The sequence below is a fragment of the Nostoc sp. DedQUE02 genome (assembly GCF_034531035.1).
GTDB lineage: Bacteria > Cyanobacteriota > Cyanobacteriia > Cyanobacteriales > Nostocaceae > Nostoc.
In genome coordinates, this window is record NZ_JAVRBY020000064.1 from 18477 (window position 1) to 38435 (window position 19959).

General features: G+C 40.9%; 23 protein-coding genes and 1 pseudogene. 12 read left to right on the plus strand and 12 right to left on the minus strand.

Annotation, left to right across the window (positions count from 1 at the left end):
- Positions 1 to 165: 165 nt before the first annotated feature.
- Genes RMX98_RS30135 through RMX98_RS30150 form a run of 4 tightly spaced genes read left to right on the plus strand, consistent with a single transcriptional unit; the run spans position 166 to position 4014 of the window.
- Positions 166 to 471: a hypothetical protein gene (locus RMX98_RS30135; RefSeq protein ID WP_322680009.1), complete on the plus strand. Its 306-nt coding sequence runs from the start codon at positions 166 to 168 to the stop codon at positions 469 to 471.
- Positions 472 to 478: 7 nt separating this feature from the next.
- Positions 479 to 1741 carry a glutathionylspermidine synthase family protein gene (locus tag RMX98_RS30140; protein WP_322680008.1) on the plus strand — a complete coding sequence of 421 codons (1263 nt, stop codon included), beginning with the start codon at positions 479 to 481 and terminating at the stop codon, positions 1739 to 1741.
- Positions 1742 to 1771: 30 nt separating this feature from the next.
- The gene (locus RMX98_RS30145) at positions 1772 to 3043 is read left to right on the plus strand and encodes an AmpG family muropeptide MFS transporter (RefSeq protein ID WP_322680007.1); all 1272 of its coding nucleotides are present in this window, start codon (positions 1772 to 1774) and stop codon (positions 3041 to 3043) included.
- A gap of 14 nt (positions 3044 to 3057) precedes the next feature.
- On the plus strand, positions 3058 to 4014 hold the full coding sequence (locus RMX98_RS30150) for an N-acetylglucosamine kinase (RefSeq protein WP_322680006.1): 957 nt from the start codon (positions 3058 to 3060) through the stop codon (positions 4012 to 4014).
- 26 nt (positions 4015 to 4040) lie between these two features.
- Here RMX98_RS30150 and RMX98_RS30155 read toward each other — a convergent pair whose 3' ends face one another.
- Positions 4041 to 4781, minus strand: a complete 741-nt coding sequence (locus RMX98_RS30155; protein WP_322680005.1) for a dienelactone hydrolase family protein — start codon at positions 4779 to 4781, stop codon at positions 4041 to 4043.
- Positions 4782 to 5505: 724 nt separating this feature from the next.
- Between RMX98_RS30155 and dcd the strand changes: the two genes are divergently transcribed.
- On the plus strand, positions 5506 to 6510 hold the full coding sequence (gene dcd / locus RMX98_RS30160; protein WP_322680004.1) for a dCTP deaminase: 1005 nt from the start codon (positions 5506 to 5508) through the stop codon (positions 6508 to 6510).
- A gap of 18 nt (positions 6511 to 6528) precedes the next feature.
- Here the strand turns inward: dcd and RMX98_RS30165 are convergent, their stop codons facing one another.
- Positions 6529 to 6666 carry a hypothetical protein gene (locus RMX98_RS30165; protein WP_322680003.1) on the minus strand — a complete coding sequence of 46 codons (138 nt, stop codon included), beginning with the start codon at positions 6664 to 6666 and terminating at the stop codon, positions 6529 to 6531.
- Positions 6667 to 6743: 77 nt separating this feature from the next.
- On the opposite strand from RMX98_RS30165, the gene RMX98_RS30170 reads away from it, so the two are divergent.
- Positions 6744 to 7055: a 5-methylcytosine restriction system specificity protein McrC gene (locus tag RMX98_RS30170; protein WP_409882016.1), complete on the plus strand. Its 312-nt coding sequence runs from the start codon at positions 6744 to 6746 to the stop codon at positions 7053 to 7055.
- A gap of 162 nt (positions 7056 to 7217) precedes the next feature.
- Here RMX98_RS30170 and RMX98_RS30175 read toward each other — a convergent pair whose 3' ends face one another.
- Positions 7218 to 8486, minus strand: a complete 1269-nt coding sequence (locus RMX98_RS30175; RefSeq protein ID WP_322680002.1) for an FGGY-family carbohydrate kinase — start codon at positions 8484 to 8486, stop codon at positions 7218 to 7220.
- Positions 8487 to 8674: 188 nt separating this feature from the next.
- Here RMX98_RS30175 and psaM point away from each other — a divergent pair, with 188 nt between their 5' ends.
- Together psaM and RMX98_RS30185 are read left to right on the plus strand one after the other, a co-directional pair.
- Positions 8675 to 8764: a photosystem I reaction center subunit XII gene (psaM, locus tag RMX98_RS30180; RefSeq protein ID WP_040630342.1), complete on the plus strand. Its 90-nt coding sequence runs from the start codon at positions 8675 to 8677 to the stop codon at positions 8762 to 8764.
- A gap of 251 nt (positions 8765 to 9015) precedes the next feature.
- The gene (locus RMX98_RS30185) at positions 9016 to 9426 is read left to right on the plus strand and encodes a hypothetical protein (RefSeq protein WP_322680001.1); all 411 of its coding nucleotides are present in this window, start codon (positions 9016 to 9018) and stop codon (positions 9424 to 9426) included.
- A 219-nt stretch (positions 9427 to 9645) separates the two neighbouring features.
- Here RMX98_RS30185 and RMX98_RS30190 read toward each other — a convergent pair whose 3' ends face one another.
- Entirely contained in the window at positions 9646 to 10365 is a 720-nt protein-coding gene (locus RMX98_RS30190) for a tetratricopeptide repeat protein (RefSeq protein ID WP_322680000.1), read from the minus strand.
- 702 nt (positions 10366 to 11067) lie between these two features.
- Between RMX98_RS30190 and RMX98_RS30195 the strand changes: the two genes are divergently transcribed.
- Together RMX98_RS30195 and RMX98_RS30200 are read left to right on the plus strand one after the other, a co-directional pair.
- A complete protein-coding gene (locus RMX98_RS30195; RefSeq protein ID WP_322679999.1) occupies positions 11068 to 11532 on the plus strand; it encodes a hypothetical protein in 465 nt (154 codons plus the stop codon).
- Positions 11533 to 11538: 6 nt separating this feature from the next.
- Positions 11539 to 12096 carry a glutathione S-transferase family protein gene (locus tag RMX98_RS30200; protein WP_322679998.1) on the plus strand — a complete coding sequence of 186 codons (558 nt, stop codon included), beginning with the start codon at positions 11539 to 11541 and terminating at the stop codon, positions 12094 to 12096.
- Positions 12097 to 12146: 50 nt separating this feature from the next.
- Here RMX98_RS30200 and RMX98_RS30205 read toward each other — a convergent pair whose 3' ends face one another.
- The 4 genes from RMX98_RS30205 to RMX98_RS30220 form a co-directional block, all read right to left on the minus strand.
- The gene (locus tag RMX98_RS30205; RefSeq protein ID WP_012411046.1) at positions 12147 to 12638 is read right to left on the minus strand and encodes a YajQ family cyclic di-GMP-binding protein; all 492 of its coding nucleotides are present in this window, start codon (positions 12636 to 12638) and stop codon (positions 12147 to 12149) included.
- Between the two features lie 182 nt (positions 12639 to 12820).
- A complete protein-coding gene (locus RMX98_RS30210; RefSeq protein ID WP_322679997.1) occupies positions 12821 to 13222 on the minus strand; it encodes an MAPEG family protein in 402 nt (133 codons plus the stop codon).
- A 94-nt stretch (positions 13223 to 13316) separates the two neighbouring features.
- Positions 13317 to 13820 carry a hypothetical protein gene (locus RMX98_RS30215; protein WP_041565591.1) on the minus strand — a complete coding sequence of 168 codons (504 nt, stop codon included), beginning with the start codon at positions 13818 to 13820 and terminating at the stop codon, positions 13317 to 13319.
- An 84-nt stretch (positions 13821 to 13904) separates the two neighbouring features.
- A complete protein-coding gene (locus tag RMX98_RS30220) occupies positions 13905 to 14450 on the minus strand; it encodes a PadR family transcriptional regulator (RefSeq protein ID WP_322679996.1) in 546 nt (181 codons plus the stop codon).
- 95 nt (positions 14451 to 14545) lie between these two features.
- On the opposite strand from RMX98_RS30220, the gene RMX98_RS30225 reads away from it, so the two are divergent.
- Positions 14546 to 15064 carry a DUF4188 domain-containing protein gene (locus tag RMX98_RS30225; protein WP_322679995.1) on the plus strand — a complete coding sequence of 173 codons (519 nt, stop codon included), beginning with the start codon at positions 14546 to 14548 and terminating at the stop codon, positions 15062 to 15064.
- Positions 15065 to 15106: 42 nt separating this feature from the next.
- On the opposite strand, the gene RMX98_RS30230 is transcribed toward RMX98_RS30225, so the two are convergent.
- The gene (locus tag RMX98_RS30230; protein WP_322679994.1) at positions 15107 to 16201 is read right to left on the minus strand and encodes a phosphotransacetylase family protein; all 1095 of its coding nucleotides are present in this window, start codon (positions 16199 to 16201) and stop codon (positions 15107 to 15109) included.
- Between the two features lie 566 nt (positions 16202 to 16767).
- Here RMX98_RS30230 and RMX98_RS30235 point away from each other — a divergent pair.
- Complete coding sequence (locus RMX98_RS30235) at positions 16768 to 17490, plus strand: hypothetical protein (protein WP_322679993.1); 723 nt, start codon at positions 16768 to 16770, stop codon at positions 17488 to 17490.
- Between the two features lie 569 nt (positions 17491 to 18059).
- Here the strand turns inward: RMX98_RS30235 and RMX98_RS30240 are convergent.
- The 3 genes and pseudogenes from RMX98_RS30240 to RMX98_RS30250 all read right to left on the minus strand — a co-directional run.
- Positions 18060 to 18947, minus strand: a complete 888-nt coding sequence (locus tag RMX98_RS30240) for a hypothetical protein (RefSeq protein WP_322679992.1) — start codon at positions 18945 to 18947, stop codon at positions 18060 to 18062.
- Between the two features lie 49 nt (positions 18948 to 18996).
- Positions 18997 to 19506 (minus strand): hypothetical protein, encoded by a 510-nt coding sequence (locus RMX98_RS30245; RefSeq protein WP_322679991.1) that lies wholly within the window; start codon positions 19504 to 19506, stop codon positions 18997 to 18999.
- Between the two features lie 255 nt (positions 19507 to 19761).
- A pseudogene (locus RMX98_RS30250) lies at positions 19762 to 19959 on the minus strand (photosystem II q(b) protein); the annotation flags it as partial.

The following is a 19959-nucleotide window of genomic DNA, read 5'->3' on the forward strand; positions in this document are numbered from 1 at the left end:
TAATAAATTTTGCCACAGGGTTGGAGAGGGTTTGTTTAGTAATTCTCTAAATCGTGGATGTACCCTTAAAAAATCTATCTGGAAATGCGAAATCTATTTTTAACCCTTGTAGTTATCTTGCATAAATTCCGTAGCTGATATCTGTATATTCATCCAGAAAGACTCATGAAATTGAAACCAGGTTTATTTCAACTCATAGTATTCGTTATGACTGTATCGCTACTTGCTTCTTGTGCGACAACCCCAGAAGCAAGACAGTCAGATTGCAACTCCACAACGTCGCCAAATGAACAAGCTAATAACTGTTCTCCCTCATCTAATAGTAGCGGTAGATCGAGTGGTTACTCTAGTGGAAGTAGCATTAGAAGATCCGGTTTTGGTAATTCATCGGAGGTTGGGACTTCCAGAGGTTCTGCCAAGGGCCGTAGTGGTTTTGGTAGTTTCGGTCGCGGTGGTCATGCGGGTGGATAAGAGAGTTATGAATATTTTCAACAGTCCTCAACGAAAGCGTCTATTTCAGTCAATGAAAATGGGTTGGTATAACTTTGCTCCTATTGAAGAAGGAACAGGTATACCTCTAACTGACCAAGAAACACCTTATGCTCTTTATTATTGCCATCAAGTTTTACCGCAGACGATCCAAGAAATCCAGCAAGCGTCGGAATTAGTCGGTAGTGTTTTAACCCAAGCGTGGGAGATTATCCGCACTCTTGATGAGGATACACTACTTTACTATGGATTTCCGGAAGCTACCATTAAGTTAGTTAAATATGACTTTCTCGCACCATTTTGTATGCGTCTTGACTGGTGCTGGAATCAAGAAAAAGGGATAAAAAAGGTAGTAGAAACTAATCCCCAAACTCCTAGTTTTTGGTTTGAGTGTACGGATGGCAATAATAAAGTCGCCAGACACTTTGGATTGCAAGAACCAGATTTAAATGCTCAAAAAATATTAAAAATAACACTTAATCAGCATGTAAATAGAGCCGCATTAAATTTGGGTAAACCAATTACAGACTGTCGCGTAGCATTTACAGCTTTAAATAATGCCGAAGATTTAGGTACTATGCGATGGCTAAGAAATTACTTGGAGTCCAAAAGTGCCATTTTACCCTTAGAATATCTTGGCATCAAAGATGGAGAGTATCTATTTGACCAGAGAACAAAAAAACCAATAGATATACTTTTTATGTGGTATCCAGTGGAATGGCTAATCCATGATACTGATGAAAAAGGTGAAAGATTATGGCCGGCTCTAGAGCAATTAATTTTTGAGAATAAAATTGTGATTGTGAACTTTGGTTCTGCCTTTGCACTGCAACCAAAAAGTATATTTGCCCTAATTACAGATTTGGGATATGACTTTTTTTCTAACAAAGATGCTGGAACAGTTTGGGAATATTTTCCGAAAACATCACTGAGTGCAACAGCAATAGGTAATTCATACTTTGCCAAACCAATTTTAGGAAGAGAAGGTGAAGGAGGATTTGCAGTTAATTCGGGAAATATCTCTGTGCGTAGTAATAATAATGACCCTTGGTATACACAACAGAATTATGTCTATCAAGAGTTATTAGAATTTCCTAAATTAGAAATTGATGGCAAGTCAATGACTCAAGTTTGGGGAGCATGGCTATATAACAATGGTAATGACAAATTTATATCTGGAGGTGTAGGAATCCGCCTTTCTGAAGGGGAAATTACAGATAACTTATCCTATTGGTGTCCTATTGGATGCTAATTTTAATAACACCGATAATTAGAGGCAAATATGAAACCTCAAACTACCACCCCTTCGCCCTGGACATACATACCCACTCTCTACTTTGCCTCTGGCATACCTTATATCATCATCAATACAGTTTCCGTAATCTTTTACAAAAAGCTCGGAATAGATAATACTCAAATTGCCTTGTGGACAAGTTTTCTCTATCTACCTTGGGTCATCAAAATGTTTTGGGGCCCAATTGTCGATATTTATTCTACTAAACGTCAATGGATACTTTATACCCAATTTGCGATGTTCGCTTGTTTGGGTTTGATAGCCTTCTCCTTGCAACTGCCAAATTTCTTTTTCATCTCCCTTGTAACATTAACAATAGGAGCATTTATTTCTGCAACTTATGACATTGCCGCAGATGGCTTTTATCTGTTGGCTTTATCTCCAGAACAACAAGCTTTATTTGTTGGCATTCGCTCACTGTTTTATAGAATGGCTGTCATTTTTGGCTCTGGAATATTAGTAGTCTTAGCAGGTCAGCTTGAAGTGTCTCTGAACAACATTCCTTTAAGCTGGACTATAACTATCGGTTTCTCTGCTTTAATTTTAGCAATCCTGTTTATTTTCCATCGCCTAATTTTACCTTTACCTGAATCAGATAATCAGCGACAAATAGAAGCTAGAGAAAATATACCTTTTTGGTCAATCATTAGCTCATATTTTGCTCAAGATAAAATTATAAATATTTTAGCATTTATCTTGCTCTACAGACTTGGCGAAGCAATGCTTGTGAAGATAGCCTCTTTATTTTTATTGGACAAACCAAAAGTAGGTGGTTTAGGGCTATCAACATCAGATGTCGGATTAGTCTACGGAACATTTGGGGTAATATCCCTAATCTGTGGAGGAATTTTAGGAGGCTTGCTAATTTCTAGATATGGATTAAAAAAATGCTTATTCCCTATGGCTTTAGCATTGAATTTACCTGATATTTTTTATGTGTATATGGCTTACACGAAGCCTTCACTAACATTAGTGTATCCCTTGGTTTCCTTAGAGCAATTTGGCTATGGTTTTGGATTTACAGCTTTTAGTGTTTATTTAATGTATATTTGCCAAGGCGAATATAAAACTTCTCATTTTGCCATATCTACTGGCATTATGGCTTTAGGAATGATGTTACCCGGATTAGTTAGTGGTTATCTGCAAAAAGCACTTGGCTATCCATTATTTTTTGTCTTGATTTGTTTGCTGACCATTCCTGGAATGATTGCTCTATTTTTTATACCTTTAAAAGAAGAACCAAAACGTCAAAATAAGTAATTTTACTACAACTTATGAGTTATGTTTTGGGAATAGATGGTGGCGGTAGCAAGACTATTTGTGTCTTGATGGATGATTTGCGTCAGGTGCTAGGCCGTGGTGAAGCAGGCCCATCTAACTATCAGAGTATAGGTATCGAAGCCACTCTACAATCTATTCAATCTGCAATTCACAATGCGGTTGAGGCAGCAATAATTACAAATACTCTAAAGATTGACGCGATATGTTTGGGTTTAGCGGGTGTAAGTCGTGCAGCAGATATCGAAGTAGTGAAAGGTTTAGTTAAAGAGTTAGAGAATAACAAATTGCCTATTAATTGGGCGTTACAGCCAGCGAATATTGTAATTTGTAACGATGCTTTAATTGCTTTAGTTGGTGGAATTGGTCAGCCTGTAGGAATTGTGGTTGCAGCAGGTACTGGTTCGATAGTTTTCGGACGAAATCATGAAGGAGAGACTAAGCGAGTCGGCGGCTGGGGGTATATTTTAGGAGATGAAAGTAGCGCTTATAAAATTGCGATCGCAGGCATGAACGCAGCATTACAATCTTATGATGGACGGGAAATATCAACGAGTTTGATAGAGGGTTTCAAACAGCATCTTGATTTGGAAAGTATAGAAGATTTAATAGAAGTAGTATATCGCCGAGAATGGGGAGTTAAACAGATAGCAGCTTTAGCACCAGTTGTAGATTTTGCAGCCGCGTCAGGTGATATAGTAGCGAATATGATAATTGATGATGCTGTAAAAGAGTTAGTAAAAGCTACATCTACAGTAATTGATGCAATTTTTACTACTGACTCAGTTTTAGAAGTAGTGACAACGGGAAGTGTCTGGCGCGGTAGATGCAAGATCCATGAGAGATTTGCAGCATCTCTTATTAAGAAGTTTCCTAATGTAAAGGTAATATTTCCGAGGTATGAACCTGCTTATGGTGCTGGTTTGTTAGCGTTGCAGACAACTCAAAATTGACGCGAAGAAAGCAATAATAGGAGTTTTCATTCTGCGAATATGCGCCCCAAAAAAGCTATTATTTCAAACCAAGCTGCGGTGCTAGCACTAGAATCATAACGATAACCGTCGTCGCGCATGAATGTATGTTCTGCTTCATACAAGAAAACTTGGTGAGGTATGTTAGCATTTTCAATTGCTTTGATTATGGTTTGGCGATCGCTCTCTGGTATATGAGGGTCAAGAGTACCAAATACTATTAACATCTCGCCTTTGATTTCACTTACCCTCTGGATTGTATCGGCTACCTCTTTCCCCAGTTTGCCACTAGGAATCCCAGTAGGGTAACAACAGACACAAGCCCGAATTTCGCTCTGAAATGCGGCGCGGAAAGCTAAATGTCCACCAATACAAAAGCCGAAAGTGCCTATTTGATTTGGAGAAACCGCACTCTCTGTTTTCAGAAATTCAATCACAGCAAGACAATCGGCATCATAATCAGCTACGGAGGTTCGACGCGCATCGTCATTTCCTCGCATCCTTCCCAGATCGTCTGGCTCAATTACTAAACCAACAGGCTCTATTCGATGAAAAATTTCTGGGGCTGCTACTACATAGCCGTATCCTGCTAAGTAGTTCGCTAAACGAATCATTGGATCGCCTAACTGATAAATATCACTGTAGAAGACAATACCAGGGTATTTTCCTGCTGCTTTGGGAGCCGCTACATAAACACGCATTAAGCTGCCATCTACTCTTAACTCAACATTGTGCTTAGTGATTTGCACTTTTTTGTCTCCGTGTTCCGCTTGCTGTCATTAGGTTCTACACTTTAGCGCCGCAGCATCCGGTTATTTTCAACCCACAATTTGGCGGCGATCGCTTAATATTCCTAATGCAAAGTTTGTTGCGATAGTTATGACTTAGTTTTAGAAGTAGTCACAAAGGGAAGCGTGTGACGCTGTAGATGCAAGATGCATGAGAGATTTACTGTGTATTTTGTTAATAAATCTCCTGAAGTAACATGATTTTTCCGAGGTATGAGCTTGCTTAAGGTGCTGGTTTATTAGCTTTAATTAATTTATTATGATTGTTGCATTGATGAAAGATATCTTAAGTTAATAAATCTCACAAAGTAGAAGTTAGGCTATTTAGAGGATGTTTTAAAAGGGTCTTTTGCTCTCATAGTTAGCACAGCGAAGCATCTTAGTAGATGGCTAAAACCTTAATTTTTCGTTGCACTTAACTCAGTGCAGAACAGCAAAATTATACCTTTCGCGGCTTTTAAAACATCCTCTTATATAGGAATCATATTTTGTTTCTGAAAAAGGTTACGAGATAATACGGAGGGATATATCTGTCTGACAGGAAACAATGATAAATCAGTATCTAAAAGCTGTGATCGCTCCCTTTCAAGGGCTACTTATACTAAGCAGTTTCGCCTATATATTGCTATAACTATATAAAAACTCAGCAGAAATTTTGTGAAATCTTTGTAATTTAAGTTAACTTATGCGCTTATCTAGCACAGACATCAGAAGATTTTTAGAAGAAGGAAGCCTTAAAATAGTTGGTAGAAGTGAACTTGAGTTCAATGCTAATGAGCAAATCAGACCTTCTTCTGTCGATATTCGTATCTCCGATAATTTTTGGAAATTTAAAAATTCTGAAAGGCTTGAGTATTTAGATATATTAGATATAGAAAAAGCTAGATATTTTAAAGATAATCCTAAATTAATTTATGAACAAATACATTTATTAAATGGAGAATATTTAGAAATAAAACCCGGCGAACTAATTATAACTGAAACTTTTGAGTGGATAGAGTTACCAATTTTTATTTCTGCGAATTTGAAAGGAAGAAGTAGTTTTGCCAGACTAGGGATTTCAATACATTGTACTGGTGATTTTATAAATCCTGGATATAAAGGTCATATGCCGATGCAGTTAGTTAATCATAATTCTATACCAATCAGAATATATCCATATCTAAGTATGGCACAACTAGTTTTTGAAAGAGTATCTTCAGAACCAGATGTTGATTACCAGAAGCTCTCAAGCAGTATATACAAATCTGATAGTGGAAACGTCGGTGGCTTATCTTTATGGTTTCGCGATAGAGAAATAGAAAAAGTAGCACTTCGTATTAGTGGTCAAAAATTTGAACAAAAAACTCAAATGATGATTGAAGACGCACTAATTAGAAGTGAAAAACGAACATTAAGACAAATAGAAAGTTATCTTAAACGAGCTAAAGTATCAGAACCAAAGCAAATTCATAAACGGTTGCAAAATTTTGAATCTAAAGACATCAAGCGTGACAAGAAAATGCGGATCTTTTTTTGGGTTTTTACATTGCTTTTCGGAGCAGATTTAAGTGTATTTATACCTGAACTTATTAAATTTATTGCTACTGGAAATACTCATGAGCCAATGTTTTGGATTAGTTTCATAATGGGATTATTCTCATTAATTATTCTATGGATTACATTTGATATCAAATTTATTGGATTTTAGTAAAAATTTTATTTAGGACTAGCCTAGATAAACTAGTTTGACTGCCAACGCTTTCCTTATCTCAAGGGCTTCTGGACGAAGATCGATAAATTCTTGTAGTTGTCCGTTAGCAAAGCTCACCGAAGATATCGCGTCTTGTAGATGCTGCTTTATCATTGTTCGCTGTTAGACAGATATACTTTTACGTATATCTCGTAGTCTTTTTCAAAATCAAATAGAATTCCTATATATTACTGTATGATGCTGCTACTGGCAAAACAATAGCAGTTTTGGATACAAAGTATAAAGCCCCAGAACTGGCAGGATATACAGATATTCATCAAATGATCAGCTACGCCAACACAACAAAATGCAAGCAAGCCTTTTTGATATACCCCAAAGACTTGACACAGCCACTAGGTGTTAAAAGCGATCAAATCCGAGTCCGCAGCCTCACCTTTTCCCTAGATGATAATCTCGATCGCGCAGGTCAAACCTTCTTAAAAAACCTTTTTCTCCTAATTCCCTCAGAACTCACACCGACAATTAGTAAAGGGGACAGATGACATTCGCTTGTGGCGAAGCACCCATCCCCGAATAGCTGCCCAGATCATGAACCTGGAATCTATAGTCCGGTATCTAATAATCACAGTATCGGCCGAGATATGTAGATTGTCACTGGGATAGATACTGATTTACGAAATACCTACGAAAAGATTGTTACACAATTACTCTTGTTCACCCTTAATTCCGCCTCCCATAGCCAACAGCGCCGTTCCATAAGCTGCTTCTGTGTACACTGACGCTACTACAGGAACCTGCAAATGACGCGCCCTAATCGCAGTCCAAGCTTCATTCGCCGCGCCACCGCCAGCAGTATAAACACGGCTCAATTTGTCTGCACCCATTTCCTGTAATAATTCATACCCTCGCGCTTCTATACGGGCAATACTTTCTAACAACCCATGCAAAAATTCCACTGGGTTATCTGGGCGTGGTGACAAACGTGGCGGTAGATTCGGATCATTAATCGGAAAGCGATCGCCTACCTTCAATAACGGATAATAATCTAACTCGCTGGCAATTGAAGCATCAATCTCCCGGCTAAGGCTTTCTAACTCAGCATTCGTGAAAAATTGCTTGAGTACAGCACCTCCAGTATTAGAAGCACCACCAGTCAGCCACAAATCACCCAACCTATGGCTGTAAATTCCATATCTGGCATCTTCTTGCCGGGTACGACTTAACAACTTTAGTACCAATGTTGAACCAAGGGAAGTCACGGCTTCACCAGGTAATTTTGCCCCACTAGCGAGAAAAGCTGCAATACTATCAGTTGTACCTGCACACACCAGACAATCACGGCGGAAACCGAACTTATCGGCAATTTTAGGACGCAATTCGGCAATGGGAGTACTAGGGGTTAAAACTTTGGGTAGCTGAATCGGTATTTGTAGTTTTTCTAGCCATTCTGGGTATTTCAACTCTTCCACGTCATAACCTAGCTTTAAAGCATTATGGTAATCGCTAATCCCCAACTGTCCATGTAGAAGAAACGCCAGCCAATCTGCTTGATGCAGGAAATATCTAGCTTCACTAAAAGACGGTAATTGCCTCATCCATAAAAGTTTGGCTAGGCTGGAGGTGGCACTCAGCACGGTATGATTGGGGGGCGCGATACTCCTCAAATCCTCTAGGACAGATGATCCCCGCGCATCGTTATATAGCAATGGTGCATCTGTTGGATTGCCAGCAGCATCGACTAGCAAGACTGTAGAAGAAGTACCATTAATTGCGATCGCTTTAATTTCTCGCTGCAATTGGTTAGGTATTTGTTCCACCATCATAAACAAAGCCTCCTGCCAAATTTTGGGCGTAACGGCGGCTGGTGAGTCTTGGAAGGGATATCGCACCTCAACCTGGATGCTAGCTTCTTCATCAACCACCATACCGCGTGCGCCAGAGGTTCCAAAGTCTATACCCAAATACAAATCCATAGTTTTATGAATTTTTTTAATAAGGAGTACTGATTAATAACTGCTTTTGTTGCATCTTGTAACAACATATTCCCCAATCTTGGCAAAACAAGGAAAAGTAGTAAACGAACTGTTCAAAATCTATTCAGGTTAGGAGGTTTTCAGCCATGCCTATCTTAGATACTCTGTACATCGCTCAGATATCTTCCATCTCAGATACTCAAGTCTACATCGCTCTAGTTGTGGCCTTGATCCCAGGAGTTCTAGCTTGGCGGTTAGCCACAGAACTTTACAAATAAGGCTCCGATGTGACACAGTTAAAAAGCTAATAATCCTGGCAGTACGGGGTGCAATTTCCAGACTCTTATGGCTTTATGCCATAAGTAGCTAGAAAACTTGCACTTACGTAAGCCAGGTTATTTTTTAACTGGTGCAACACTTGTAGCTATTTCAAAAAAATGAAGTAATATGACAGCTAAATCAGCAGTAATTAGCGCCAGAGAGCTTTTACAGTGCTTCCCTTCACTAAGCGAGGTTATCTTTTAGCATCATGAACGCGATTCAACCCTCCAGACCACCGTTACAACCTATACAAAAGCGCCGGGTCATTTCTCGACCAAAACGGCATCTTCGTCAACGTTCTTACCAGGTGATGGCACTGGAAAGTACTGCCAAAATCGCAGTTAATCTTGTGATTTCAGCCGTTGCAGCATCTGCTTTAGCACAACTTTTGCCTTATCATTGGTTACAGCAAGCAAAGTTGCAAGAAATAACTACTGAAGTCAAGCTGATGGAAGGACATGTGAATACTTTGCAGGCAGAATTTAGCCGGAACTTCGATCCTCAACAAGCTAAAAGCATTAGACAACAACAGGGATACCGATTTGATCCCAGTCAGCGTCGGGTAGTGTTTATGAATCAGGATCGCCGAGAAGATGAACAAACAGAGCCATCACCCTAAGACAAATTTGGGATTATTTAGGCTTGTTGTGATTCTGGCTATGTATAAACCGGGTGTAAATTTATATTATTGCTAATAAATAATGGTTAATAGCTAATTTTTGAATAGCTATATGTTTATTATCTATTAGTCATTAGCAATACAGCGTCACTAAACTCTAATTCAAAATATTATTAATTATTTAGAATTTTGAATCCTCCAGAAGGACTAATCTACCAATTAGGACGCTGATTCAGATAGCAACTCGTTGAGCCGATTTTCGAGTTGTAAACGCAAACGACAACGACTAATATCCTGACTGTTGTCGAGAGAGGACAGTTGAGTAAGGGCACGACGATAATCAGCGATCGCACAATTCCAGTCGCCCCAAAGATGGTAAGTCCTGCCGCGTTCAGCCCAGATATAACCTTCTAACTGACCAAAAAGCAGTGCTACGTCAAAATTATCAATTGCCTCCTGATATTGCCCTAAATCACGCCAGGTAATGCCTCGGTTAATCCACGCCCGGACATGGTGAGGTTTCAAATCAATCGCTCGATCGTAGTCGGCAAGTGCTACTGCTAATTCTCCACAAGCCGCATAGTAATTTGCCCGGTTATTATAAGCACTAGCCAAATAGGGATTAAGTTTAAGGGCGGTGTTATAGTCGGAAAGCGCTTTTTGCCTTTCGCCACTTTGGAAATAAATTAACCCTCGATTGTTGTAATCAACGGCATTATGGGGATGACGGTAGATTAATTGGCTTAAAAGTGCGATCGCTTCAGTATAATTTCCTTGTTGAGCCAACTTCAAAGCAAAAGAGCGTAAGTCGCTATCCCTGAAAGTACATTTGCTGCGATCGCTTGTCCTTCGCTCTTGAAGTTTGTTTGTAGTATTTAGAACATATTTATATTGGTTGCTTTGATGGTCATCATCAGCTAAAAATGAGTGAGTATTCATCTTTCCCTGCTTGAAATCCTTAACTTTGTTAAAGAAAAGTCTAGTTTTTTAGCGCTAGTGATTTTACCACTATGTTTAGTCTCAAGGTACTTATGATTACTTTAAAGCCATCTTGAGACTGAATTTAACTACTCGCACCAGTCGAAATCTCCGCTCTAAATAAACAATTGCTCCTTAAACCTAATCATGGATACTTGATTTTGAAGGTGAATTCCAGAAATAGCAGACGTTAATCTCAAAGACTAGTCAAGTAGTGAGAGCGACAACTTGGTAGAATGCCAACAAGCCGTTCATTTTAGAGATGAGGAAGAGGATACGGGGACTGCTGACAAGGGAGATGAGGGAGATGAGAGACAAGGGAAATAATAATCCCCAATGCCCAATGACGGCAGTTGACGGCAGTTGCTCCACTTGGGGAGACCCCAAGACCGCACTGCCTCCTCCACTTGGGGAGACCCCTGCGTACCCGTCACTGCCTCCCCAATGCCCAATACAACTCTTGGAGAGGCTGCACTTCTCTACGAGACGCTCCGCGAACGACTACGCGGAAATCGAGCGACTTGCACTGAGCGCAGTCGTTGTGAGTCGAGATTCAGTGACTACGCCAACGGCTTCGCGGTAGTTGAGCGTAGTCGAAACTCAGTACAAGTGCTCAATGCCCCAATCCCTAAATTCAATTTTTAAGTTTTGAGAAATTTTCCGATGACAACCGCAATTTCCTATCCCAATGCCCCTGATTTAGCAACCGATGATTACATTGTTATCGGCTTGGCAACCTGCTTCGTCAAAGAAGATGGAGAAGTTTATCAAATCGAAGTTATAGAACCGATTCCCTCTGCGGCTTTGGAAGCGCTGTTAAAGGGCATTCCTACCTCCTATAAGCTGGCTCATGCCACAACTTTGGGATCTGTGCTGGATGGCGATTCACCACTGCTACCAGAGGGATTTCCAGAGTCGGCTCAGTTTGGAGAAGAATTCGTGCCACGGGCATTTGCAGCAGCTCGTACCTACAAGCGTCGTGAATCTGCAAAATCTCTGATTCCCTTGGGTACAAACTACACTGAATTTAAATATTCAATTGAGCGGAAACGGGTTTTAAATGCCGCCAGAGTTGTCACCAAAGAAGACAACGTTAAACAGCATTCTCACACTCACAAAGTGCTTTAAGTAATTATGCTAAAACTTTACGGTGGCGCTCGTAGTCGAGCGTCAATTGTCCACTGGTATTTAGAGGAATTAGGAATTCCCTACGAATTCGTTAAGCTTGATATGCAGGCGGGTGAACACCTCCAGCCTGCTTATTTAGCAATCAACCCATTTGGTAAAGTCCCAGCAATTGTTGATGGGGATTTTCAGCTTTGGGAATCTGGGGCAATTTTGCTATATCTTGCCGATAAGCACAGTAAAACTCCACTTTCACCAGAGGAAAATGCTCTATTTTTTCAATGGGTGTTGTTTGCCAATGCTACCCTTGGGCCAGGAATTTTTGGAGAAGAAAATCGGGAGCGGGAAATGCCCCGCTTATTGACTCCCTTAAATGAAATTTTCAGCAAGCAACCTTTTTTACTTGGCAATGATTTCACTGTTGCTGATGTAGCAGTAGGGTCTATTTTGAATTACATTCCTATGATACTAAAGCTAGACCTCAGCGCTTATCCAGCAGTTTTGAACTATATGAAGCAATTATCTGAGCGTCCGGCATTTCAAAGAAGTATTGGCGGACGGACTTAAAATAATTCGTAATTCGTAATTGAATTAATTAACTACGAATTACGAGTTTTTTAACGATAATTTGTAAATTGCAAAGCAACTGGGTAGTCTTCTTGTTTTAGACGCTGCATGACAACTTGCAAGTCATCTTTAGATTTGGCAGAAACCCGCACAGCATCACCTTGAATTGAAGCTTGTACCTTTTTGAATTCGTCCCGAATCAATTTGGAAATTTGTTTGGCAATTTCTTGACTGATGCCTTTTTTGAGTTTTATTTCTTGACGCACGCGATTACCACTGGCTGATTCAACCTTGCCAAAATCAAAGATTTTTTGGGAGAGGTTACGCTTGGCGGCTTTTTCTCGCAGAATGGTGTGTACAGAATCTAAGGTAAACTCGCTGTCCGTACTAACGTTAATGCTTTCTTCAACTAACTCGACAGTAGTTTCAGTGTCTTTGAGGTCGTAACGACCTTTGATGTCTCGTATAACTTGATCGACAGCGTTAACTAACTCTTGTCGGTCAAAGTCGCTCACAATGTCAAAGGAAAAAGTAGAAGCCATAAAACATTTTGGATTTTAGATTTTGGACTTCGGCTCCTTTCGGCTCCGCTACCTCGACTTCGCTCGGCACAAGTCAAGGCAAGTCGCTCAGTCGAACGATTTTGGATTGGGTGTTGGATATCTGGATATTGGCAAAACTTTTCCCAGTCCCCAATTCCCAGTCTCCACTTCCCATACCCCAATTAACTACTAGTAGCTTGGATGATGCTCAAGAAAAAGAGACTGGCACAGCCAAGGATACCAATGGCAAACATGAGCGATCGCAAAAGGGGTATATTCAAAATATAAAAAATCGAGTATAGGAAACGGGCCACCACAAAGGCGATCGCAGCTACTTGGGCTGTAAAAGAATTTACACCAGTTACATAAGCCATCAATGCAGCTGCGGCAAATATCATAAAGGCTTCAAAGGTGTTCTGATGTGCCCAAGTAGCCCGTTGGGCATAAGGTGGCAATTTATCAAACATGGCGCGAGGAGTAGAAAACATTTCATACCCAATACGCGCACGGGCATAAGCTACTAGCAAAAATGGCACGTAAATGAGAACGGCGGTAGCAGCGATCGAGTACAAAAAAATTATCATTACTTATTAGTCGTTGGTTATTATTCATCAGTCATCAGTCATCAGTCATTAGTCAAATACAAATGACAAATGACAAAAGACAAATGACAAATGACTAATCAAAGTAGAAAAGCGTGACCACTTTTCTTTGTTCTTCTGCATCCTGACAAGTTTGTAACAGGGTGCGGCTGTCGTGAAACGCAAAGCAGATTAGTTGCTGGCAACGAGAAACAATTTCCTTGTTGCACAAGTAACTAGCTTCCGCCAGAGACAGATTATCATTACTGGGATTTTCGACTAGATGCATTACCTGTTCTAGTTGCTGGCGCGATTCTAAAGGCTGGCGTTCCAGGCTTTGGGGTAGAATCACCGTCAACAAATTTGCATCAGCCCGCGTTGCTCCCTTGATGGCCGCGGAATTTGTACCTGTAGCACCAGAAGTAATGATTCGATTACCCGATAAAACTAGGGCATAAGTCATCATTTCAATAAGATTCTGATGCGTAATCGGCACATGACGAGAACCCAGCAAAGCAATTCTTTTAGAACCCGTTTGCTGGATTGTCGCCAGTTCTTGCGCTAATGTATCGAGGTTAATAAGGTCTGTTGATTGGCTCAAAGATGGAGATAATCAGACTAAACGACCCAGATATTTTACCAAACAGCGTGTAGATGCGAAGAAAACTTAAGTTAGACATTGCGACTATTTTTCGATTGTTTGGTTCAGTAACTCCATTACTTGGTTACACCAAGCTAGCCAATGTGTTTCGTAACTAATGCCATTTAAGAGAGTCAAGTACTGAAATTTGCCCGATTCTGGCAGTTCTTGCGGTTTCTGAAAGTAACGCTGTTTTAATTCCTTGTATGTAGACAATTTTTTTTGATGGGCTTTTTGGTGATGTTCTAGCTCTGCCCAGATAATTTGGTTAGGAACAATATGACCAGCAAAAATTTTTACCAGTAAATCATCTTTAATCGGTGTGGGTTCACAAGGTTGACCAATCCACTCTTTGAGGTGCTGTTCTCCCAAGTCTGTGACGCTGTAGAGCCTTTTATCTGGTCGTCCTGCTTGAAGAATTGACTCAGAACTGATCCAGCCTTGATCTTCTAGCTTCGACAACTCCCGATAAATCTGTTGGTGACTTGCTGACCAGAAAAAGCCTACAGAACCATCGAATCTTTTTGCTAAATCATACCCACTACAGGGTGCGTCAACCAGAGCCGCTAAGATTGCGTGCGCTAATGCCATAATTTTTAATTCACTACTTGACTTATGCAACTAATTGCATAATGATGTTAATATGCAATTAGTTGCATATTAACTTAAATAACAAGGAATGAGAGATGGCTCAAGTAATACCAGGACGATTTACAGCCGAGATTGATGAACCCTTTGTTGTCTTTCTGATTGGGATGCGAATTAATAAATTATTCGCTTTTTCCAAATGGATTCCCACGGCTAGGGCAATGTCACCCATGCTACAAAGCCTTAATCAGAATCCTGAAAAAGGATTTTTAGGGGGAGAAACTTTTGTTTACTGGCGAGGGGTAGGGCTGATTCAATATTGGCGATCGTTCGAGGATTTGGAGCGTTTTGCCAGAAATCCAGCCGATGCACATCTAAAAGCTTGGCAAAGGTTTAATCAAGCCATTGGCGCTGATGGCAGTGTTGGCATTTGGCACGAAACTTATTTGATAGAACCGGGAAGATATGAAGCAGTTTATGGAAATATGCCTGTCTTTGGATTAGCTGCTGCAACTAAGCATGTCCCAGCTATTGGGCGGAAGGAAACAGCACGCCGTCGCCTGGGAGGTGACGGCGTTCCAGCTGTACCCTCACCAGGAATACAGCCTTCTAACTGATAACTGAGCATTGATGCTCTTAATAAGTTTGAGTTGATGAATCTAAGACAATGCTGCTGCCGGAGTTAAATCTAGTTTGGATAACAAGCGGTCAATGTCAAAATGCTGGGACATCAACTGGCGAATATACTGAACCTTAATCGGCTCGTGGACACGGACTTGACCAAAAGTGCGGTCAACAATTCCCACAGTAGTGAGAGTATCTAAGTCAACAGACAAAATGGGGATTTCTAGTTCTTCAGCGCGACTGAGAATGAACGGTGGGGGTGGTAGTTGCCCGGTGAGAATTAAACATTGGGTAGAAGTTTCTAAAGCCGCTTGCTGAATTTCCACGCGATCGCCTCCTGTCACCACTGCCATATTCCGGCGTTTGCGGAAATATTTCACGGCGGAGTTGACATTCATCGCTCCAATTGCCAGACTTTCTACCAACAAATCCATGCGATCGTTACGACAGAGAACATCGGCCTTTAACTGCTTGACTAGTTCGCCAACACTCACACTGCGAAGCAAATCGCTATTTGGCAGCATTGCTAGCACCGGAATCCCCTGCTGTTCCAAAAATGGGCGCAAGAGAGTGTCAACCGCTTCTAGTTGGGTGACAGGGATATCATTGATCACAACTCCAATCAAGCGATCGCCGACACGCTGTTTTGCAGCCAATAGCCCTTCAACCGAAAGTAACGATTTATAGCGGGCTACTAACAGCACACCAGCATCTAATACTTCAGCCATTTGCAGCAAAGACAAGTCAAACAAATTGCCTTCGGACAAATCGCCAGGCCCCTCCAGTAATACTAAATCTCCTTGAGATTTATGCAAATATTGCTGTATTAGGGACTGCTGATAATTGGTTTTGTCTTCCCCCCGCAAGCGCTTTTGCACATTTGGTTCATCCAAAGCCAGCATTGTAGGTGCAACGCGGTTTTCCGGCAAATTGAGGCTAAGAGCGATGAACTGGACATCTTCTTCAATGACGGTTCCACTAGACGAATTAAAACACGTACCAAGCGGTTTACCGTAGCTAATATCCAGACCTTTTTGCTGTAGCTGATGAGACAAACCCAGAACAGTTGCAGATTTACCGCTGTAAGTCTCGGTTGATCCAATCAGCAAATATTTAGGGGATTTGGGCACACATGCACTCCTAATTTCAAAAGTCAGAAGAACCCAGCTAGGTGTTTCCTAATTCTAGTTCCTTCTGGCAAAAGCCTCTCACTCTCACAAATTAAGGTTTCCCAGAATTACTTTTGGTTGAACAAGCAAAAGACAAGAAAGAGGTTTTCTTTTGTTGTATCGGCTCTTAACCTGTAACCTCCTCTTCAACCTTTGTCACTGCTATAGATAGCGCTTCCGGGTTGAGTTCAACACAGACCATACAGACTATCCCTTCGCTGCTAGTGTTGGGGAATAAACCTCAAAGCTTCCTCCTTTAAGGCTACGGGGTACAGACAGGTTGTCTAGGGCCTACAGTTTTTCATTTCTCCAGCCCTCAATAAATTGGGAGGCAAGCTCTCACTTTAAATTTGACACCAATGACAGTTGTGCGCTCCTACCTTTTACCTGATTCCACAAAGAAGCGTTATAGTTTGTTGAGTTCCATTTACGGAACTTACAGCAATATAAATGTATTCTTCCTCTATACCCATAAAGTATTGTAGATATCGTTAGTCTGCAATCCCTGGCTCTGGATTTTCAAGAAAATGTTACGACTTTATCATTTATTACTAGGTTCTATTTTTCTGGTGTTAATACCGCTAGGAGCAAAATTTGTTCTCCCCCAATTTTCTCCACCTAAAGTGGTAAAACCTCTTGCAGTTGGCAAACTTCCCAACCCTAATGAGGGAAATATTTGGCAGAAAATCTTAGGAAATACTGCTGCTCCAGCTAACTGGCAAGTTGCTGCTTGTGAGGGAAATGCACCCTTATTGTGTATCTCCTCCAAAGGGAAACGTTTGGGTACAGTTGAGATTAACGTTTACCCATTAGCAAACAATGAGGATTTCCGAAAGAAACTCGTAGCGGCGGGTATTCCAACAGGTTCTCAAGTGGACTACAAAAGTTCCAAATACCAAACCCAGGTATTACCAGCACTCAAGGCTTGGGTCACAGATCACTACGCTGCGTTTGCGAAAGATCGTCAGAGTAAATATGGAAAACAGATTATTTTCTCATCCTATCCACCGCAACCAGTACCCGTTGGTAAGCTTCAGGGAATCCGCTATGGGTTCGCTGAACTCAATCAACAAGATGGAGTACAAGAGCAACATATCGGTCATGTTGCCTTTGATGGCAGTAAACTTTACGTAATTACCACCGCATTTGATACAGGTACACAAACAGGTAAGTTTGAGAAACTGGAAAATTTAGCTATTTTTCAACCTTACTTATATGCGATCGCCGCAGATTTGCGTTTACCCGAATAAAGATTTGGTTAGGGTAAGGGTTACAGGTTACAGATTCCCTGTAATATGTAATATCATGTCCGCTTGATTGCTTAATAAACCCGAAAAGCCCCACCCCGCCAAAGCTATATTTTGTCTCCCCTCTTCGAGAGGCTACGGTGTACACACAAGTCTCTACGTTGTTCTTTGAATCTGGGTTTTACCCCCACCCTAACCACTGGTTGAATTCAATAAACGATCGCCCGAATTCAATAAACGACTACCCGAATTCAATAAACGACTACCCGAATTCAATAAACGACTACCCGAATTCAATAAATGATCGCCCGAATTCAATAAACGATCACCCGAATTCAATATATTTATTGCATAAATTCTCAAAACCTTACCCCAAACCTGATTTACTAATGTTTTAGCTTTAGTTTTACCCCACCCTAACCATCAGTGCGATTAAGTAGGTAATGTTTGGGATTTAAGAAAAAACTCGACTTGTGTGTACACGATAGCTTCGAGAGGGTAGGGGATTAAGTGGAGCATCTGGCGTGTGCGGCACATGATATAACCTATTCCCCTACCACTCCCCAATCAACTTAAATCTCAGCTACCGCCCGTTCAATCAAGCGATGCGCTAAAGTTTGCGTGCCAGTGTGTTCATAATAATTTGTTGATACATCCAGGAACGCGGCTAGGTAATCTAACTTGTCATCGGCAATATCGGCAAAACTTTGTAAATGATGGACAACCTTTTGTGGCGTTAAATTATTGGCGGAGACTAACCCACTCATCCAACCTTTAACTGAGTCAAAGCTTTCGCCGATAAAGTTGAGTTTACTGCCAGAATTGTTTCCTGGAATCACATCTTTGATGTTTTGGAAAGTCGAGTTTTGTTCTAACTCCTGTGGATTTGTTTGATTAAGCCCAGATATAGCTTTGCTAATAAAATCTGGCCCCAACGGTATCAAACCATCAACGCAAACTAACGCCACCATGCGGATCAGTGACTCACCACTATACTCTCCTAAAGAGGCGACAAAATCTCCAATACTGTCTCCGGGAATGCCGTTAATTTGACAGAAGGCTACCAACTCAGCCACTAATTTTAATGTCAGATCGATGGTTTGGGCTTTATCAGGTTTGGGAGTGACAGAGTTTAAAAAACCCAACAAAGGAATTTTTTCACCAACTTTGTTAGCCAAAGCTGCTGCACCAAGAGCTCTATCTGTAGCATCAACGGTTTGATATAACCACAAGGCTGTTTGATATCCTTGGGATTTGTCATTGAATAGATAAATCGCCCTTTCGCCAATTTGCTGAATTAAATCTTCGTCGTCTTCACCAGTGACACTCTTAATAGTGTTGACAAAGCCGACGGTATTTTGCCACTCACCAGGAGCAACAAAATCAAGGGACTTTAACAGAGAAACAGTTAAGCCACCAGTTGGCAATTGATCAACCAAATCAACAATCGATTTACTCACAAAAATCTCCTTATTTAGGGTTTATTATCTTTAATGTCAGCAATGTGGCTCATTTCAGGTTAGCTAGACCATTAAGATTAAACTTCTCTAGCCAATCTGCGCGATCGCTAGCTTTAAATGATGAATCGCGGGAAAGTGCTTTTACTTGGTATTTACCTACTAAAATTGCAGTTTGCGTTTTACCAACTTCCACTGCGGGATAACCGCCAATTTTTTTGGTACTCTTCGAGAACTTTGCTGCTGCATCAGGTGTACTGGTAGTATCAGAAATAGACAGTAACGCGACTTCTTTACCACCTTTTTTCAATTTCGCTTCCGCAAAGCCTTTTTTCTCTTGGGTATAGACGCGCTGGTAGCCATCACCTGCATTAGGGAAAAATTTATTAAATTGGCTACCCTGAGTTGCAGTTTTAGCTACCGCAAGACCCTTTTTTTGTTGAGTGCTTTCTTTTTGCGCTTGGTCAAAACGTCCAGGTGTTTTTGGACTACAGGCTGTTGTCAGTAGTACCACCGACAGCAACAAAGCGGCTACTACTCTATGTCCACGGTGTAAAATCATTGTTGGCTTTTCCTTATAGTTGAGCTTTGAGGCAATTATCTGCGCTGCTAGCAATTATTACCCGTAAAATTTACTTTTTGATAATTATTGCCTAAATTCTCAACTATAGCGGTGTAGTTCTAATTCATTTTGCACTTCAAAAAAAGTCCAGTGCCATACTCAACGTAGCAATTAACCCAATGCAAAAACGCCCCCCCTTTCGGGAGAGCGTCTTTTACTTACAAATCAGTGTGAGGAACGTATATCAAATTATGATTAACCGTTGATAGCAGGAGCGGTAAGAGCTACAGGAGCAGAATCGCCAGCAGCCAAATCTAGAGGGAAGTTGTGAGCATTACGCTCGTGCATTACTTCCATACCCAGGTTAGCGCGGTTAATTACATCAGCCCAAGTGCTGATTACACGACCTTCAGAATCAATGATTGATTGGTTGAAGTTGAAACCGTTCAAGTT

Bases quoted from the DNA above. Each gene is read 5' to 3' on its own strand.
- RMX98_RS30135 (WP_322680009.1), top strand. From the start codon at position 166: ATGAAATTGAAACCAGGTTTATTTCAACTCATAGTATTCGTTATGACT.
- RMX98_RS30140 (WP_322680008.1), top strand. From the start codon at position 479: ATGAATATTTTCAACAGTCCTCAACGAAAGCGTCTATTTCAGTCAATG.
- RMX98_RS30145 (WP_322680007.1), top strand. From the start codon at position 1,772: ATGAAACCTCAAACTACCACCCCTTCGCCCTGGACATACATACCCACT.
- RMX98_RS30150 (WP_322680006.1), top strand. From the start codon at position 3,058: ATGAGTTATGTTTTGGGAATAGATGGTGGCGGTAGCAAGACTATTTGT.
- dcd (WP_322680004.1), top strand. From the start codon at position 5,506: ATGCGCTTATCTAGCACAGACATCAGAAGATTTTTAGAAGAAGGAAGC.
- RMX98_RS30165 (WP_322680003.1), bottom strand. From the start codon at position 6,666: ATGATAAAGCAGCATCTACAAGACGCGATATCTTCGGTGAGCTTTGCT.
- RMX98_RS30175 (WP_322680002.1), bottom strand. From the start codon at position 8,486: ATGGATTTGTATTTGGGTATAGACTTTGGAACCTCTGGCGCACGCGGT.
- RMX98_RS30185 (WP_322680001.1), top strand. From the start codon at position 9,016: ATGAACGCGATTCAACCCTCCAGACCACCGTTACAACCTATACAAAAG.
- RMX98_RS30190 (WP_322680000.1), bottom strand. From the start codon at position 10,365: ATGAATACTCACTCATTTTTAGCTGATGATGACCATCAAAGCAACCAA.
- RMX98_RS30195 (WP_322679999.1), top strand. From the start codon at position 11,068: ATGACAACCGCAATTTCCTATCCCAATGCCCCTGATTTAGCAACCGAT.
- RMX98_RS30200 (WP_322679998.1), top strand. From the start codon at position 11,539: ATGCTAAAACTTTACGGTGGCGCTCGTAGTCGAGCGTCAATTGTCCAC.
- RMX98_RS30205 (WP_012411046.1), bottom strand. From the start codon at position 12,638: ATGGCTTCTACTTTTTCCTTTGACATTGTGAGCGACTTTGACCGACAA.
- RMX98_RS30210 (WP_322679997.1), bottom strand. From the start codon at position 13,222: ATGATAATTTTTTTGTACTCGATCGCTGCTACCGCCGTTCTCATTTAC.
- RMX98_RS30220 (WP_322679996.1), bottom strand. From the start codon at position 14,450: ATGGCATTAGCGCACGCAATCTTAGCGGCTCTGGTTGACGCACCCTGT.
- RMX98_RS30225 (WP_322679995.1), top strand. From the start codon at position 14,546: ATGGCTCAAGTAATACCAGGACGATTTACAGCCGAGATTGATGAACCC.
- RMX98_RS30235 (WP_322679993.1), top strand. From the start codon at position 16,768: ATGTTACGACTTTATCATTTATTACTAGGTTCTATTTTTCTGGTGTTA.
- RMX98_RS30245 (WP_322679991.1), bottom strand. From the start codon at position 19,506: ATGATTTTACACCGTGGACATAGAGTAGTAGCCGCTTTGTTGCTGTCG.